The organism is Streptosporangium sp. CA-115845 (assembly GCF_050943795.1).
In the GTDB taxonomy this organism is placed as follows: Bacteria; Actinomycetota; Actinomycetes; order Streptosporangiales; family Streptosporangiaceae; genus Streptosporangium.
Genome location: NZ_CP191988.1, coordinates 4,001,135 through 4,016,417, shown reverse-complemented (window position 1 = coordinate 4,016,417; position 15,283 = coordinate 4,001,135). Strand labels below are relative to the sequence as shown.

At 67.0% G+C, this 15,283-nt stretch carries 12 protein-coding genes and 1 pseudogene; 6 read left to right on the top strand and 7 right to left on the bottom strand.

Annotated elements, in window-relative coordinates; all coding sequences use genetic code 11:
- The first annotated feature begins 19 nt into the window (after window positions 1-19).
- From ACQP0P_RS20560 to ACQP0P_RS20545, 4 genes are all read left to right on the top strand, one after another.
- Window positions 20-895: an IS5 family transposase gene (locus tag ACQP0P_RS20560; RefSeq protein WP_433378005.1), complete on the top strand. Its 876-nt coding sequence runs from the start codon at window positions 20-22 to the stop codon at window positions 893-895.
- Between the two features lie 77 nt (window positions 896-972).
- Complete coding sequence (locus ACQP0P_RS20555) at window positions 973-1,317, top strand: hypothetical protein (protein WP_433378008.1); 345 nt, start codon at window positions 973-975, stop codon at window positions 1,315-1,317.
- A gap of 41 nt (window positions 1,318-1,358) precedes the next feature.
- Window positions 1,359-6,389 (top strand): NucA/NucB deoxyribonuclease domain-containing protein, encoded by a 5,031-nt coding sequence (locus ACQP0P_RS20550; RefSeq protein ID WP_433379308.1) that lies wholly within the window; start codon window positions 1,359-1,361, stop codon window positions 6,387-6,389.
- Between the two features lie 86 nt (window positions 6,390-6,475).
- Window positions 6,476-7,090, top strand: a complete 615-nt coding sequence (locus ACQP0P_RS20545) for a DUF6461 domain-containing protein (RefSeq protein ID WP_433379305.1) — start codon at window positions 6,476-6,478, stop codon at window positions 7,088-7,090.
- 27 nt (window positions 7,091-7,117) lie between these two features.
- Here the strand turns inward: ACQP0P_RS20545 and ACQP0P_RS20540 are convergent.
- The 6 genes and pseudogenes from ACQP0P_RS20540 to ACQP0P_RS20515 all read right to left on the bottom strand — a co-directional run bounded on the left by ACQP0P_RS20540 (window position 7,118) and on the right by ACQP0P_RS20515 (window position 13,475).
- Window positions 7,118-8,126: pseudogene (locus ACQP0P_RS20540) on the bottom strand (IS630 family transposase).
- Between the two features lie 406 nt (window positions 8,127-8,532).
- Window positions 8,533-9,336, bottom strand: a complete 804-nt coding sequence (locus ACQP0P_RS20535) for a recombinase family protein (protein WP_433379302.1) — start codon at window positions 9,334-9,336, stop codon at window positions 8,533-8,535.
- A gap of 41 nt (window positions 9,337-9,377) precedes the next feature.
- The gene (locus tag ACQP0P_RS20530) at window positions 9,378-9,629 is read right to left on the bottom strand and encodes a recombinase family protein (RefSeq protein WP_433379299.1); all 252 of its coding nucleotides are present in this window, start codon (window positions 9,627-9,629) and stop codon (window positions 9,378-9,380) included.
- A gap of 149 nt (window positions 9,630-9,778) precedes the next feature.
- Window positions 9,779-10,414, bottom strand: a complete 636-nt coding sequence (locus ACQP0P_RS20525) for a hypothetical protein (RefSeq protein ID WP_433379296.1) — start codon at window positions 10,412-10,414, stop codon at window positions 9,779-9,781.
- Between the two features lie 158 nt (window positions 10,415-10,572).
- Window positions 10,573-12,294 (bottom strand): hypothetical protein, encoded by a 1,722-nt coding sequence (locus ACQP0P_RS20520; RefSeq protein WP_433379293.1) that lies wholly within the window; start codon window positions 12,292-12,294, stop codon window positions 10,573-10,575.
- 158 nt (window positions 12,295-12,452) lie between these two features.
- Window positions 12,453-13,475 (bottom strand): tyrosine-type recombinase/integrase, encoded by a 1,023-nt coding sequence (locus tag ACQP0P_RS20515; RefSeq protein ID WP_433379291.1) that lies wholly within the window; start codon window positions 13,473-13,475, stop codon window positions 12,453-12,455.
- A gap of 303 nt (window positions 13,476-13,778) precedes the next feature.
- On the opposite strand from ACQP0P_RS20515, the gene ACQP0P_RS20510 reads away from it, so the two are divergent.
- Window positions 13,779-13,958 carry a hypothetical protein gene (locus ACQP0P_RS20510; RefSeq protein WP_433379289.1) on the top strand — a complete coding sequence of 60 codons (180 nt, stop codon included), beginning with the start codon at window positions 13,779-13,781 and terminating at the stop codon, window positions 13,956-13,958.
- 59 nt (window positions 13,959-14,017) lie between these two features.
- A complete protein-coding gene (locus tag ACQP0P_RS20505; RefSeq protein WP_433379286.1) occupies window positions 14,018-14,254 on the top strand; it encodes a hypothetical protein in 237 nt (78 codons plus the stop codon).
- Window positions 14,255-14,314: 60 nt separating this feature from the next.
- Here ACQP0P_RS20505 and ACQP0P_RS20500 read toward each other — a convergent pair whose 3' ends face one another.
- A complete protein-coding gene (locus tag ACQP0P_RS20500; RefSeq protein ID WP_433379283.1) occupies window positions 14,315-14,677 on the bottom strand; it encodes a hypothetical protein in 363 nt (120 codons plus the stop codon).
- Between the last annotated feature and the right edge of the window lie 606 nt (window positions 14,678-15,283).

The window sequence follows — 15,283 nt, the reverse complement described above, 5'->3', positions numbered from 1 at the left end:
TTGTCGAGATGATCGCTGCGTGCGTGGGGATCTGACCGATGAACAGTGGCAGGTACTTGAGCCGCTTCTCCCGGACACGGCCAAGCGTGGTCGCCCGGTTGTATGGCCGAGACGCCAGCTCATCAACGGGATCAGATGGCGGGTGCGGACCGGTGCCCCATGGCGGGACATGCCCGCCGTCTACGGGCCCTGGCAGACCGTCTACGGCCTGTTTCGCCGCTGGCAGCGCGAAGGAGTCTGGATGCAGATCCTGGCCAGGCTGCAAGCCAGGGCTGATGCCGCCGGGCTGATCTGCTGGCAGGTCAACGTGGACTCCACCGTCTGCCGTGCGCATCAGCACGCGGCCGGCGCCCGCCGCGATGGCAACGCGCAAAGGCAACCGCCGGGCGGTATCAGCAGGCCGGAACCGGCTGATCACGCGCTCGGCCGTTCTCGCGGCGGGCTCACCACGAAGATCCACCTGGCCTGCGAGCAGCGGCAAAAGCCCTTGTCCATCCTCCTGACCGCCGGTCAGCGTGGAGACTCCCCGCAGTTCGCTGCGGTACTGGACGCCATCAAGGTGGCCCGGCTGGGTCCGGGCCGACCTCGCAGCCGACCCGAGCGGGTGCGCGGTGACAAGGCCTACTCCTCTCGGGCCAACCGCACCTACCTGCGTCGCCGCGGGATCCGCGCCACCATCCCCGAGCCCGCCGACCAGATCGCTCACCGTAAAAAGCGCGGCTCGGCCGGTGGCCGCCCGCCCGCCTTCGATACCGAGGACTACAAGGCCCGGCACGCGGTGGAGTGCGGCATCAACCGGCTCAAGCGCCACCGGGCGGTGGCCACCCGCTATGACAAGCTCGCCGTCCGCTTCGAGGCCACCGTCCAGATCGCCGTGATCGGTGAGTGGCTGTGACCAAGACCCCGCCCAAGGCTGGGATCCTAAAACCACCCGTTAGGGCAGGCGTAGGAGGCGACAGAAGGGACGAAGCGATGAGAAGCGACGACATCCGGCTGAAAGCCGAGACCGAGGGCGGCGAACTCATCGTGGAGCCATCCGAGGACGCTCTCCACGAAATGATCCTTGAGTTGTCCGCGCCCGACAACACCTTCGTCATCGTCGAGCCCGACGAGGACGACCCGGTCTGGTTCGCCTCGGTCTCCCGCCTCGATAACGGCACCTACGAGGTCGAATACCGCGATGCCGTCCGCAGTCGTCACCACCTCAACGTCGAGACCGATCCCAGCCGCATCGCCAACGACGTGACCTGCTGGAGCGCTGCAACCGCCCGGGCACACAGAGCTCTCAACCAAAACCAGCCCTCAACCGACTTCTGAAACAGGCCCTAGCCGACGACCTGCTGGGCGGGACGCTGAGGGTGGAGTACGAGGTCGAGCACGACCCCTCGGCGACCGGCCAGGGCAGCGGCCCGATCTGGTCCAACGCGGTCGACGGGCTCACATCAGGTCAGCGTGCGCAGGCTCAGGTGCCGGCCGGGAAGCTGAGTGACGGCTGGAAGGTGCGCTGGCGAGCGCGGGCCGTGGCAGGGACATTGTCCTCGACGTGGTCAGACTGGCAATCCTTCACGGTCAAACTGCCCGTGCCGGTCGTGGCCGGGCTTGAGGTGATGCCGTCCAAGATATCGGATGAGGTGCGTGAGGCGACTTCGCTCGTACCGGAACTGCAGGTTCTGGTGCAGGAACCGTCCGGCGCGGCCTCCAGGGTGGAATACGAGGTCGAGCACGACCCGTCAGCGACCGGTCAGGGCAGCGGCTCGATCTGGACGTCGGCGGTGCAGAATGTGGCCTCCGGCGATCTGGCCAAGGCTCAGGTGCCGGCCGGGAAGCTGAGTGACGGCTGGAAGGTGCGCTGGCGAGCGCGGGCCGTGGCAGGGACATTGTCCTCGACGTGGTCAGACTGGCAATCCTTCACGGTCAAACTGCCCGTGCCGGTCGTGGCCGGGCTTGAGGTGATGCCGTCCAAGATATCGGATGAGGTGCGTGAGGCGACTTCGCTCGTACCGGAACTGCAGGTTCTGGTGCAGGAACCGTCCGGCGCGGCCTCCAGGGTGGAATACGAGGTCGAGCACGACCCGTCAGCGACCGGTCAGGGCAGCGGCTCGATCTGGACGTCGGCGGTGCAGAATGTGGCCTCCGGCGATCTGGCCAAGGCTCAGATACCGGCCGGGAAGCTGAGTGACGGCTGGAAGGTGCGCTGGCGAGCGCGGGCCGTGGCAGGGACATTGTCCTCGACGTGGTCAGACTGGCAATCCTTCACGGTCAAACTGCCGGATCCCTCGATCGCCGAGTTCGGTGTCATGCCCTCTTCGCTTGTCGACGGCATGCTGGTCACCCACTCCGACAGCCCGTTCCTGAACGTCTGGCCGGTCGATCCTGCCGGGCGTACCATGCGTGTGGAATACCAGCTCGCCGACGACCCGGACCTGTACGGCGAGGACTCGCTGAAGGAGCCCTGGACAGGCGCGGTCGAGGGCATCACCTCCGGTGAGCGGGCCTCGGTCGTCGTGCCGCCCACCCGGGCGCCCTGGGTCACACAGGTGGTCTGGCGGTCCCGCGTGGTCATCGGCGAGGAGAAATTCGCCTGGTCGTCGTGGCAGAAGCTGGCGGTCGACCTACCAACCTCCGAGCCGAACCCAGCGACGGGGATCAACTCGCTACGGATGGCCCGCTCGTACGAGATCGACGGCGCGGCTGTGTCGATCAGCACGAGGCCGACCTTCGAGACGTTCATCGACAACAACTACATCGGCAAGGTCGAGTACGAGGTCGAGCACGATCCCCTGGCCGAGGCGCAGGGATCAGGGAAGATCTGGTCCACCAGCGCCACGCCCGGCGAGCTCTTCGTCAACTACGTCGCGGTGACGGTTCCCGACGGGCTCCTGCAGGACGGCTGGAAGGTCCGCTGGCGGGTCCGCGGGGTGGGCGACGACGGCGCCCTGGACTGGAGTGCCTGGCAGAACGTCACGATCAATGCGCACGATCTGATCATCAATAACCTCGACTTTGCCCCCGGCACGGGTGTTGCCAACAGGAACATCAGTACCTCGCTGACTCCCGAGCTGTACGCGAGCATGCTCGATCCGGCGGATTCGGGTGCGATGAGCATCGAGTACGAGGTCCGGCATCACCCGTCTGCCCCCGCGTCCCAGGGCAGCGGGGCGATCTGGTCTACGTCGGCGAACGCCCACATCGAGGAGTACGAGGAGGATTGGGATCCCGGTAAGCCGGTCGCTCAGTACGGCTGGGCCGTGGCGAGCGTTCCCTCGGACATGTTCTCCGCCGGCTGGAAGGTTCAGTGGCGCACCCGCGCCGTGTCCGCCAACGGCACGTCGGCATGGTCGGGGTGGATCTCCATGGAGATCGTTCCCAGCGTCCCCGTCTGCTGCGACGTCTGGGCGTCTATGCGCGGTCGCGACACCGACGGCAGTCGTGACGTCATCGTGTCCACAACGCCGACGTTCAACATGGAATACCTCGACCTCGGCCACACGGCCACCGGCTTCGAGATCCAGTTGGAGCATTCCCCCGGCGCCCCCGCTGGGCAGGGCACCGGTCTCATCTGGTCGACGACGGCGACCGCCGAACTCGATGGCGCGTACGGCTGGATGACCATCACAGTGCCCGAGGGCACGCTGCACGACGGGTGGAACATCCGCTGGCGGGTCCGCGCCGTGGGCACCGCCGCCCCGTCGGAGTGGACCGAGTGGGCCGACGAGAAGATCCGGGTGACCCGGCCAGTGATCGACTCTATGCGGGTGGACCCGTACGAGATCATTGACGGCGTCCGCACGGTCCGGTCTCTCGCACCGTCCTTCTTGGTGTACATCTATGATTGGGAGGCTTTCCAGCGCCCGCTCTACGAGATCCAGGTCGAGCACGCGCCTGACGCGCCCGCCGCTCAAGGGGAAGGACTGATCTGGTCCCTGCCGGAGAGCAACGGATCGTCGTTGACCGAGATGCCGCAGGGCCTCCTGCAGGACGGCTGGCAGCTTCGCTGGCGTGCCCGCGTAGTGATGGACAGTTGGAAGGGAGTTTGGGCTCCTTGGCAGGAATTCGTGGCGGAGGTTCCCGCTCCGAAGATCACCTATCCGGACTTCACCCCCCGCGTGCACGAGAGCCGCTCGCCCAGCCTGGAGCCGTCGTTCACGGTGATGCCCAACGATCCGCTCGACCGCTCCTCCACCGTGGAGTACCAGCTCGAACACGAGCCGGCGGCCGGTGACACGAACAGCACCGGTCTGATCTGGTCCACGAGCCAGGAGAACGTGTGCTCGCAATGCTGGAGCGAGGCACAGGTGCCCGCCGGAATACTCTCCTATGGCTGGGCCATGCGCTGGCGGGCGCGCGCCATCGCCGACGACGGCACCGAGGGCCGCTGGTCGTCCTGGATGGCCATCGAGACCGATCTGCTGCGGGAATTCGATCTGCGCAGCTCAGAGGAGATCGACGGCAGAACCGTCGCGACCAGCGTGACTCCGCTCCTGGACGCCTACATCACAGGCACACCGGAGACGCCCGCCGGGGCGGAGTTCCAGATCGAACACGATCCCTCCGCACCGGGGAGCCAGGGCAGCGGCCTGATCTGGTCGGGTGCCACCGAGCCTGTGGACTGCTCGTGCATCGCCTACACGGAGGTACCGTCCGGCGAGCTGGACTACCAGTGGAAGGTTCGGTGGAGGGCGCGGGCCGTCACCGGCGACGAGCGCGGACTCTGGTCGTCCTGGAAGTCGTTCGAAACCCCGAAGCTGAACGTCGATCTCACAACGGTCAGTCCCTCGGAGACGACCGGTGACACGACCGTCACTTCCTCGCTCACCCCGTACCTGGGTGCGTATGTGCGGGACTACTCCGACCGGATGTTCTCCGTGAACTTCCAGGTCGAGCACGACCCCGCAGCGCCCGCCGGTCAGGGAGAGGGCCTGATCTGGGACGACACGGCGACCGAGGTGTGCTCGGCCTGCCACGCCGGGGTCCAGGTCCCTGAGGGCGAGCTGCAGGACGGCTGGCGGGTGCGGTGGCGTGCCCGCGCCCGGGCCGGTGACGTCGTCGGCGTCTGGTCCGCATGGGAGCGCTTGACGATCGAGGTGCCGGACACGGCAGGCGCCACGGCGTCGGCCAAGCCGAAGTCCTCGGTCCTGGCCGCCCAAGCCAGCAGCGGAGGCTTCTACTACGAGCGTGTCGATGTCCCCGAATGCAACAGCCTCCGGCTTGCCGACTCGGACTACACCTACAAGAAGGAGGGCTTCGCCAAAATCACCCCCTACACCGTCTGCTACAGCAAGTGGATCGGCTGGGGTGAGTATAAACTTAAGCCGGTCGTCATCGGCAACGTTCGCACGCTGGTGCCGATCCCCATGGTGAAGAACGCCAGGCGCGTCGAGGCGACCGTCGTCATGCACTCCTACGCGGGAAATACCAACGGCACGTCGGTGATGAACTCCGACGAGACGGCCAGCGGGCGACAACCACGTGACATCGCCGTCTGGAGCAAACTCGAACGCTTCGAGGGTCTGCTCAACTGGAAGCCGTCGAATATCTACGACGATCAATACTGGCGGCTGGACTTCAAGCACGAGTCCGGAGATTCCACCAGTTGCAACATGATCGAGGGCAGCAACCGCAGGGACACCATCCGCAACTGGCGCAGGAACGGATACAACGAGTTCGTGTTCCGGTCCACCGGCACTGCCGTGAACAACTGCACCATCCGGCCCTGGCTCACGTACGAAGACGCGTGGACGGCCGGTGACAGCGTCGTGGCCTTGTGGAACCGCCCGGAGGACGAGGCCTTCGAAGACAACGACGACCGCGCTCCCGTGTTCCGCTGCGACAGCGCTCAGAAGGGCGCGCCCGGCACGTTTTACACGGGCGGCTGCGTCTTCATCGGAGCCAGGCCGGTCCTGGACCTGTACACCGGGGATACGACGATGACGGAGGTCGTCGACCACATCAAGACGGCCCTCTACACACCCAATGCGACCGATCCCAAGCGCAACACGGCGGGTGAGCTCCTGAGGAAGCGCATCCCGGGCAACCTGCTGGCGCACACCCTCGACCAGCCGGTGATCCCGCTGACGTTCTTGGCGAACAACACCAAAACCGCCGATGGGAGAAACTGGAAGGGGACGAACTCGACGGCGAAGACCCGCGAATGCAAGCGTATGGTCAGGGAGCAGGGGACCGTCACCACCGGGAAGCAGTGCGATGAGTATCCCTTCGCCTCCACCTATGAAGGCGCGGGACGAAACGACTGGAACTTCTCCGTCAGGTACGTTACTAAGGCACAGAACACCGCGCACGGCAACTACCTCAAGGCGTTTCAAGCCCGGTACCGTTTCGCCGACGGGGACCAGTTCTATGTCAAGATCATCAATGGTGTGATCGTATAGACGGTCAGACCATCCTTCCGTGAAGCGTGGCGGAACGGCTTCGGCCGTTCCGCCACGCTTTGCCACTGTGAGTGAAAAGAGAATTCATGAACTTCGATACGCGGTTGTACGATCTGCTTCTCTCCCACGTCGAGCAATACGACGACGAGACTAGCCCGTTCGAGCAGTTCGCCGCCCTCTGGTGCGAGGGCCGGGATCCGCGGTCGATCGCCGCCCTGCTCGGTGCCGACCTTAGCTCCGCCCGTATGTGCACCCTCGCCGGGGTCTGCGACGAACTGGACATCCAGTACGGTGACGGCTTGATCCTGGCCGGGCAGGCCGGTGCATGGGCTCTGATCCTCCAGGTCGCGGGTAATGACGTCATATTCGACGAAAACCTCATGCGACTCTCCGAAGACGGCCGCCGGGCCCTGAGCGTGAGCTGGGACATCGGCGGCAACGAGGAAATCCACTACGCGGTGAACGGCACTGTGGCTGCGAGGCTCTCCTTCATCCTCCCCGAACACCGCACCGGGACGGACATCACCGCGCTGGATCCCTTCATGAATGGCCTGAGATTCGATCTGGACGAGAACGGCGGGTCGATCGAGGAGAGCATCTCGTCGGCGTTCGTCCTGGCGGGCCGGGTGACCGGTGAGGAGATCCACGCGGCCTGGCTGGACTCCCCGCATGAGCGCTTCGTGATCCCGCGTGCACGTTGACGACGGCTGCGAACACCGGCCGAGCTGCTAAGCGGCACTCCAGAAGTTCCGCTTGTAACCGGCCGGGAGCCAGGGGCTGGTCCACGGGGCGGCAGTGGCCAGCAACTGGTCCGGTGAGCGGGCGCGGAAGAAGGATGGATCTACCGCTGACTGACGGCGGTGTTGGCGATGAACGCCTTGAGCGCGGCCCAGATCCGCTTGCCCGGGTTGTCGTGGGGACTGTAGCGCGCTCCGTACAGCACCTCTATCCGCAGGTGCGCCTGCAGGTAGCACGCGACGACCCGGGCATGGTGGATGCTGTCGTTGTCGCGGATCACCACGATCTTCGGTGCGGCCGGGAACGCGGCGGCCACCTGATCCAGCAGGTGCAGGAAGTCGGCCGCGCACCGGCGGCCCAGCCGATACACCCACCGCCCCGCGGTCAGCTCCACGGCGCCGAACACGGTGACCTGCCGGTTTTTGCCCGGTGTGACGATGGCCGGGCGCTCGGCGCGCAGTGTCCACCCTGTTCGGAGACGGGGCAGCAGGTGCACGTGGGTTTCATCGGTGGCCCAGAGCACCGCCCCGCGCGGCAGTGCACGCAGCCGCTCAACGATGGCGGCCACCACCTGCCGGCGGCCGGGATCGCCCCGCGCGACCAGCTTGGAACGCCGTCAGACGGCCACCAGGCGCACCCGCCGATACAGTGTGCGCCTGCTCAACGGGGCCGGTTCAGATACCGCCACAGCCGGGCAATGCTCCACGGTCCCGGCCGGGCCCGTAGCTTGGCGATCCGACCCGTCAGGTGTTCGCCGCCCAGGCGAGGGCGGCCGGGGCGGGGACGGTCGGCCAATCCCGCCAGGCCCTGGCGGTTGAACCGGTCGACCCATCGGCACACGGTAGCGGCGCCGTAGTCCAGCAGGTCGGCAATCTGCGCCGCCGACAGGCCACGCAGCGACAGCAGAACCATCACCGCGCGTATCGCCTGCCGCCAGTGACCTCGCAACTGCGCGTGTAATTGCTCGATCGAGGTGGCCGGAGCATTGGCTAACAGGATGCCAGATACCGTCTGATCCCGGTGCAGAGTAAGGGCGGCTCTTCAGGTTCGCTGCGGTTCATCGGCCGAGGCCGCAGCCGAACTCGGACACGTTGACCTCGGAACCACACAGGAACATCACGACGCCACGGCCACCGGCCTACGAACAACCCCAGCCCCCGCACTCACCACGCGGGCGGGCGCTCCTGGTAGCCGCACGCGCCGCAGTAGTCGTTCGCGGCGTCCTGAGGGTGAGCGGATCCAGCGCCGCACGTCGGGCAGTGGAACACGTGCCCGCAGGAGCTGGGGCGACAGCAAGGGGGCGGCCTGCGCAGGCCGCCCGGCTGAACAACGATCGAAGAGCCGGCCACCCCCCGATCATCCCGTAACGGCCGTTGCCGCACAGGCCGTACGGCCGACACCGGGACTATTCATCGCGGTCAGGCACCCGCTCCTCGGCGCGGGTCACGATGACAGCGAGCGTTCTCGGCGGGAAGTGCACCGCATGCTCGCCGCTGACCAACACACCCAGGCCGTAAGGGGCGCAGCTGGCGGTCAGCGCGGCGACGTCCTCGCCGGCGATGTCGTACGGCTCGGACACCACGGCGAACAGCCGGCCGTCTCGCCACCAGGACGAGCCGTGATCCAGCAGCCCGCCGTAGTCGATGCCGCACACGTCGCGGCGGCGCCGCTCGTGGGCGTCGCGGCGCTCGGGGTGACGCAGCAGACACGGACAGCACCAGGGCTTCACCGTGACCCGCAGGTCCTTCTCCAGCCGGCCGACGCGTTCGGCACGTTCGGCGAGCTGCCGCTTCATTTCAGTGATGCGGGCGACGCGCCGGGCGCGGCTCTCCTGCAGCCAGCCGCACACGATGGGCGCGGCCGCCACAGTGAGATCACCGACGGCGATACGCCCCTGCCGCACGGCGTGAAGGTCGGCTCCGGTCTCCAGCACCAGCTGCCTGACCTGTTCCAACTCCGCCGTCTTACGGGTGAGCCGGCCAAGGTCGAAGACCAGGACACGGTCCGCGCCGCCGCCGCCGACCTGGGCGAACGCGGCAGCGCGGCCGGACCGGTGCGACCCGACGTCGCTGTGCTCGCCGACGACCACCCCTCCCGCAGAGGCGACGTGGTCCCGCATCACGGCGAACTGGCGTTCCAGCGATTCATGCATGTCCTCGGCAGCGAAGGCGTACAGAACCCACCTGACGGGGTCAGAAATCAAAGCCACCCACACAGCGTAAGAATTCGATCACCCGTCGTGGTGTGGCGTTATGAATTCGCGGCCTCGTCTGCCCAGCGGTCGAGCGCGCCGCCATCGACCTCGCGGTGAAGCGCGGCAAGGTCGACACCGGCAGCCGCGGCGATGTCATCCGGCAGCCAGCGCCTCGCACCGGGCACCGGGGCGTGGTTACGGTTGAGATGCTCGGCGATCTCCTCCACCGTGGCGCCTGCCACGTAGCGGGCGACTATCTCGCGGACGATGCCGGCCTCGGTCGCGTCTGCGTACATGTCGGGTGCCATATGTTCACGCTATCCCGGCCTCGCACGGGTTTGACAATTTCTGACACCCGCTGGACGGGGGTGCCTCCCCCTCCTCGCAGAGCTCCCAGCCGCCGCCCAGGCCGGGATCGACCGTTACCCGGCATGAGCTGCCAGCCGCTGCCGCTCGGCTAGCTGTTCTGCAGCACTTCCACGAGCCGTTCGGCGAACACCCGTTCAGCCCGTGCGGCGGCGATACGGGCCTGCATCACCTCCGGCCGGACACCGAACCCAGGCGGGCTGTCGGCCTCGGCCTGCCCCAGCTCCGCCTGGGCCGCGCACATCTGCCTGCGCAGCAGGGACAGCACACCGTCGTGGTACCAGGAGGGAGAACGCTCACCCAGCTCGTCAGGGCCGACCCCCGCGGAGGTGAACACCTGCCGCAGCTCCTCCTGCAGCTCAACCGGTAGGCGCGTGCCACGCTCGCGGATCTCCGACAGGGCGAACAGCTGGGCGGACGAGACGGCGAACACCTCCTTGAGGGTGGCCGCGTCCAGGAACGCCTCGGCCGGGCTCGCCAGCTGGCCGGCCCGGCGCTCCAGCCGCGCCAGGTCGGCGACGAGAACACAGTCGACCATGTTGGCGTGCATCAGCGTCAGCAGCATCTGCCTGCCGGGTCCCGGTCGGCCGACGTCGAAGCATTCGACGTGCAGCCCCCCTTCGGTCTCGCCTTGGACGTAGGCGCGCAGTTCGGCCAGCTGGGCGCGCACAGCGCCCTCGTCGGCGGCACGGGCGTACAGGGCCCAACGGGGCGGTGTGTCGTTCAACGCTTGTTCTCCTGGTCAGGTGCGAGGTTGTGGGTCTGGGACGAGGGGCGTCGAGCGGAACAGGCTCCAACCACAAGATGACACCACGCATAGCATTGTGCCGCCGTCGGGTACGGGCGGCCCTGCTGGCGCACTGGCCCTGGGCGGTGTGGTGGCCGCTACCTCTCCGCCGCCACCGGTGGCAGGACGAGAGGCCCTGCCATTGCTGTCGTCACCGCGTGGGGGCCGGGTACCAAGGTGATTGTGTCATCGGCGGATTCGCTGAGAAGGGCGCCTTGGTAGAACACATGCATGGCGCGGTCGAGCACGATCTCCCGCCCTTCTAACTGCAGGCTCATCACCTGCGCTGTACGCAGGCGCACCTCCTGGTCAATACCCGAGGGGATTTTCAGCGCGTGGGCGGGCAAAGACAGCCGATCCCAGGACATGGGAACCTGCTCGCCTTTGAGCAGGTGACCGAACAGCAGGAGCTTCTTAAGCTCCTCCGTGTCGAGGTGGGCGGAGGGGATCACCACTCTTTGGGTGGTGTGCTGCTGCACCACCCGCAGCGCCTCCAGCACCTTGATCGTTCGGGATCCCCACGGCGTGGTCGCTTCGTCGACCTCCCCCAATTTCCAGACGGGGGAGAACGGCTGTCCCTCGCGCACTGCCAGCATGACCCCGGCGCCTGGGACGGAGGCAGAGACCAACCGGACTGCGGGAAGCACCTGCGCCGGTGTCTTGCCGGTGAGTGGCTGCATCATCATTCGCAGTTGGCCCATCTCAGGCCCGCTCACCAGGAACTCGAATTCCAGCACGCCGCTGTGGTCGCGTGCCGCGATCCACTGCCCCTGCCCAGCCGGGCCCTGGGCATAGCGAACGTCAACCACATCCAAGTTCCCCAGTGGTGTCTCATCCGGGGCGATGAGCCGAACCTCCAGATCCGGTAGCTCATCGGCGGCTCTGGGCGGGATCATGATGTGGATGCGGCCGGCACCGGTATCTCTTCCCAGGCGTGGAGGTCCCTCCATGGCCGTGATCGTGGCTGGCACGTCTCTCAGCGGGGCACCGTACTCAAGGAATTCCCGCACCGACTGCAGTTCGGGGGATCCCTCCTCGGGCTGGAGGGTGACGGATACGGTGATCGGCCTCAGGTAAGCGGACTCGGCCGCCCGCGGGATGGTCCACAACACCACGTAGGTGTCCTCGTCCAGTTCCTTGTACTCGATGAGTGCCGCCGAGGGACAGGACCGGGCATCGGCGTCGTCCCAGGGAAGATCTCTGAGTCGCCCGCTACGGATCTCGATCCTGTAGGTGTAGAACGGGTCGACGTCGTTCAGCGCGGCTGCGAGGCTGGTGTACCGACTCATCACGCCGTCGAGCAGGCCCTGGCTGCCGAGACCTGGTTCGATCCGGGATCCGGCGTACATGGCCTGCGTCATCAACTCCTGCAGCCGTACTGCTCCGTTGCCGAAGAAGTACTCGACCAAGCGCGGGTTGTTGCCGGCTTTGCCATCGAGCTTCGCGCGTCCCATCCAGCGGGCGGGGAACGCTTGGCCTCCTGTGAGCTCGTCAAACCAGTCCAGCCGCTCATTCGACGGGTTCAGTGGCGCCACTAGCGTCCACGAGCGCACGTGACGAACTGGCAGTGTCTCGGCGAGGAAGGTCTCCCATGACTCCTTCACCGCGTTCTTCTGGGCGGTAGTGAGCGGCTTGGTGTAGCGCTTGACCTGGTAGATGTCGAATCCGCCGTCGGGATGTTCGATCTGGATATCAACGCCCCGGTCGCCACTTGACGGAGTGATCCGGTTGCCGTGCGGGTTCTCCAGCAACAGCAGTGCCGCCACGAACCGCTCAATGAGGTCACCATCTAGGTCGCTATCCCAGGGCACGGGGGTCATGACGGTCACCTAACCACACGGCCCCGACAGAACTATTCACCGCACATAGGGAGATACAGCGCGCCCGCAGCAGGCCACCACGGAACCGTCGCGACTTGCAGGGTTATGAAGCGGAGCGTGAGATCGTGCAGCGAAATTTGAGACCCTACAGATGCGGATTACAGGCCGACGCCGCGCATGGCGTTGTCGCGCCAGCGGTCGACAGCGCGGATGTAGCGCAGGAGCACAGGCGAGGTCGGGGACCATCGGCCGTGCTTGGCGATGATCGAGATCGGGCGGCCGGCAGCGTAGGCGACGGTGGCGCCGCCAGCGCGGAGGCTGTGCGCGGTGTACTCCGCGGCGCGCGGGACGCCGGCCCGGATGGCGCAGGAGCGGACGATCTCGTTGACGGCGTCGCCGCCGAGGGACCGGCCGATGGTGTCGTACACGTACAGGCGGCGCAGCAGGCGGCCGTTGTGGTGGCCGGCCTCGTCGAGGAGGCGGGTCCAGGCCAGCCAGGCGTCGACCGGGTCGGTGAGCGGGTGGTCTCCCCGCGGGACGGCGATGATCTCGCCGACGCTGTTCTTGTCGGTCTTGCTGGTGCGGATGGCCACGTCCAGGCCCTGGTCAGTCTGGGTGACGTCGGCGCGGTTGAGGGCGACCAGTTCGGAGCGGCGGCCCATGAGGGCCAGGCCGAGCACCAGGAGGAGCCGGTCGCGGATGCCGACCACGGTGTCCTGGGGGCAGGCGTCGACCATGGCGCGCAGGACGGGGATGGTGACGGGTGGCGCTTCCTTCTGGTGGCGTTGCCCGTTCTCGGCGAGGTGGCGGCGGTGCTGGCGCAGGACTTGCAGGGCGGCGCGGCCGTGGGGCTGGCCTTCGTATCCGGCGGCGGTGTGGCAGCTGCGGATCGCGCCCATCGCCTGTTCGATGCTGGCCGGGGCATAGCCGGTGTCGGCGAGGTGCGTCACGTAGTCGGTGAAGGTCTGCGCGGTCGCCAGCAGCGGCACGCGGCCGCCGTTGGTCGCGCACCAGGCGGTGAAGGCGTTCCATTGGCGGGTGTAGGCGCGGCGGGTGTTGGCGGGGACGCTGTCGGCGAGCCGCACACGAGTGCTGTCCGAGATGGCGAAGTCCGCAGCCGTGTAGGCGGGTTCCGCTGGTATGGGCGCGGTGCCTGCCTGGTCGGGTATGGCGAGTTCCACCCCGATCCCTCCCCGACTCTTCGAGTACCCGCGATAAGCCACCTTATCGCGTGTATCAAGGGAAGGTCAGGCGAACGACTTACACACCAAGGCGGCACCAAGAACAGGGCACGACCACACCTATATACAGGGGCCCGCTACGAGCCCCACCCGATACGGCCCACTCTGCGGCTTCGCTGCCCCGCTGTCTCGCGTGCCCGGTTCGGCTCCGCTCCCTCGAGTGCGACCTCCCCAGGACACCGCCCCGCCTGTCGGCGCCGATCCGTAAGCTGTAGTCCTCTACACCCTGACGGAAGGTGCCTCGTGGACACTGAGCCGCGCTCTCTCGCCGAGCAGCAGCAGGCCCTCATCGCCCAGGCACGCGAGGCCGGCCACGACGCTGAACCGAACCTCCCCGGCGAGACGGCGGCCGACGTCCTCCTGCGCACCGTGGAGAATGGCGACGTGTCGGCCATCATCACCCGGCGCGACATCGACACCTGAAATCGACCGCCCACCGTCCCACGAGAGACACATGCGCATGGACGTCTCCCCACCTGCTGATGCCTAGCGGTGGCCCCCTTATCGCCGCCCAGGCCCTGGATCCGGCCGGGCAGATCGTCACCGGCGCGGCCTCGCAGATCCGCGGGTACCCGCACGACGGCGTGATCATCATCGACGACCCGGGAACCCTTCGCGAGACGCCCGGCCCGTCCTCGCCCATGGCCGAGGCCTTGGTCCGCTGCTACCTGAGCACGCACCCGGCTGGCCGGCGGGCTCGACTATCGAGCGCGTCATAGACGGTGACGAGGACAAGCCCGCGTGATCCATACGCGCGGGCCAGCCTCCCCGGCGGCGCTCTACTCGTACGGAAGCGTCATCGCGAGCATGTCGCCTTCCCTGCCCTCGACCGCCGCGAGCACGTACCCCTCAAGGGCCGTCCGCGGCAGCCACCGCAGTCCAGTGCCGGGGGGCAACCCCTCGCCTACGGTGATGAACGCGTCGTCCCAGCCGTAGGGCACGACGTCGCTGCCCTGCGGCCTGCGGGCCGAGGAGCCTGTGTCGTTGGCCCGGGCGAACCGGGCCTCGCTGTGCTCGCCGCGTTCCCGTAGCTCGGCCTCGGTCTCAGCCCGGGTGCCGATCCACTCGGGGGCGGCATCGGTTGCCGACCAGATCACGTAGCTGTCCCGATCGGGCGAGATCTTGATCAGGTGAGACGCCATCACAACCCCCTTCTGCCGGCCAGTGGCGGACCGCCACATCCCAAAAGTACCGTCGGCGTGGGCGGACAACTTACCCTTCCACTTCGCTGGCTGCGCGGATCTGGGCGGCCGGCAGAGGCCAAGGTCGCGTCCCGCTCATGCTCGCTCAGGCGGGAGGCCGGCTGTGTCTGCGGGACGGCTGGGGTCACGTCCCGGTGGCCGACGCCGGGGGCGTGCGCTGAACCCGTCCGGGCTGGCGTTCCGCGGCCGTTCCGACCTCATCCGTACCCGTTCCGTTCTGTTCTGTTCCGCGGCCGTTCCGTTCCGCGCCCGTTCTCAGTCGCCGCCGAAGCGTGCCAGCACGTCCCGGAACTGTGGCAGCATAGCGGCGCGCTTCACAGTGCCCGATAAGTACGCTAGGCGGGTCACGATAAAGCCGCCGTGCGCCTTGGTCGCCGCTCTGCACTGGCTCATCGTCGGCCCAAAAGTCACACGGTGATCATCACCCAGCGTGAGATTCAGACATCAGACGCTGACACGGGTATTTCTCATGAGTTGACACGAACTCTTGCAACTTGATCAAGATTTGGTAGGCTTTCGTTCGAAAGTTCGGGCTTATGCACTCTG

Bases quoted from the DNA above. Each gene is read 5' to 3' on its own strand.
- ACQP0P_RS20555 (WP_433378008.1), top strand. From the start codon at position 973: ATGAGAAGCGACGACATCCGGCTGAAAGCCGAGACCGAGGGCGGCGAA.
- ACQP0P_RS20545 (WP_433379305.1), top strand. From the start codon at position 6,476: ATGAACTTCGATACGCGGTTGTACGATCTGCTTCTCTCCCACGTCGAG.
- ACQP0P_RS20530 (WP_433379299.1), bottom strand. From the start codon at position 9,629: ATGGCACCCGACATGTACGCAGACGCGACCGAGGCCGGCATCGTCCGC.
- ACQP0P_RS20520 (WP_433379293.1), bottom strand. From the start codon at position 12,294: ATGACCCCCGTGCCCTGGGATAGCGACCTAGATGGTGACCTCATTGAG.
- ACQP0P_RS20505 (WP_433379286.1), top strand. From the start codon at position 14,018: ATGCCTAGCGGTGGCCCCCTTATCGCCGCCCAGGCCCTGGATCCGGCC.
- ACQP0P_RS20500 (WP_433379283.1), bottom strand. From the start codon at position 14,677: ATGGCGTCTCACCTGATCAAGATCTCGCCCGATCGGGACAGCTACGTG.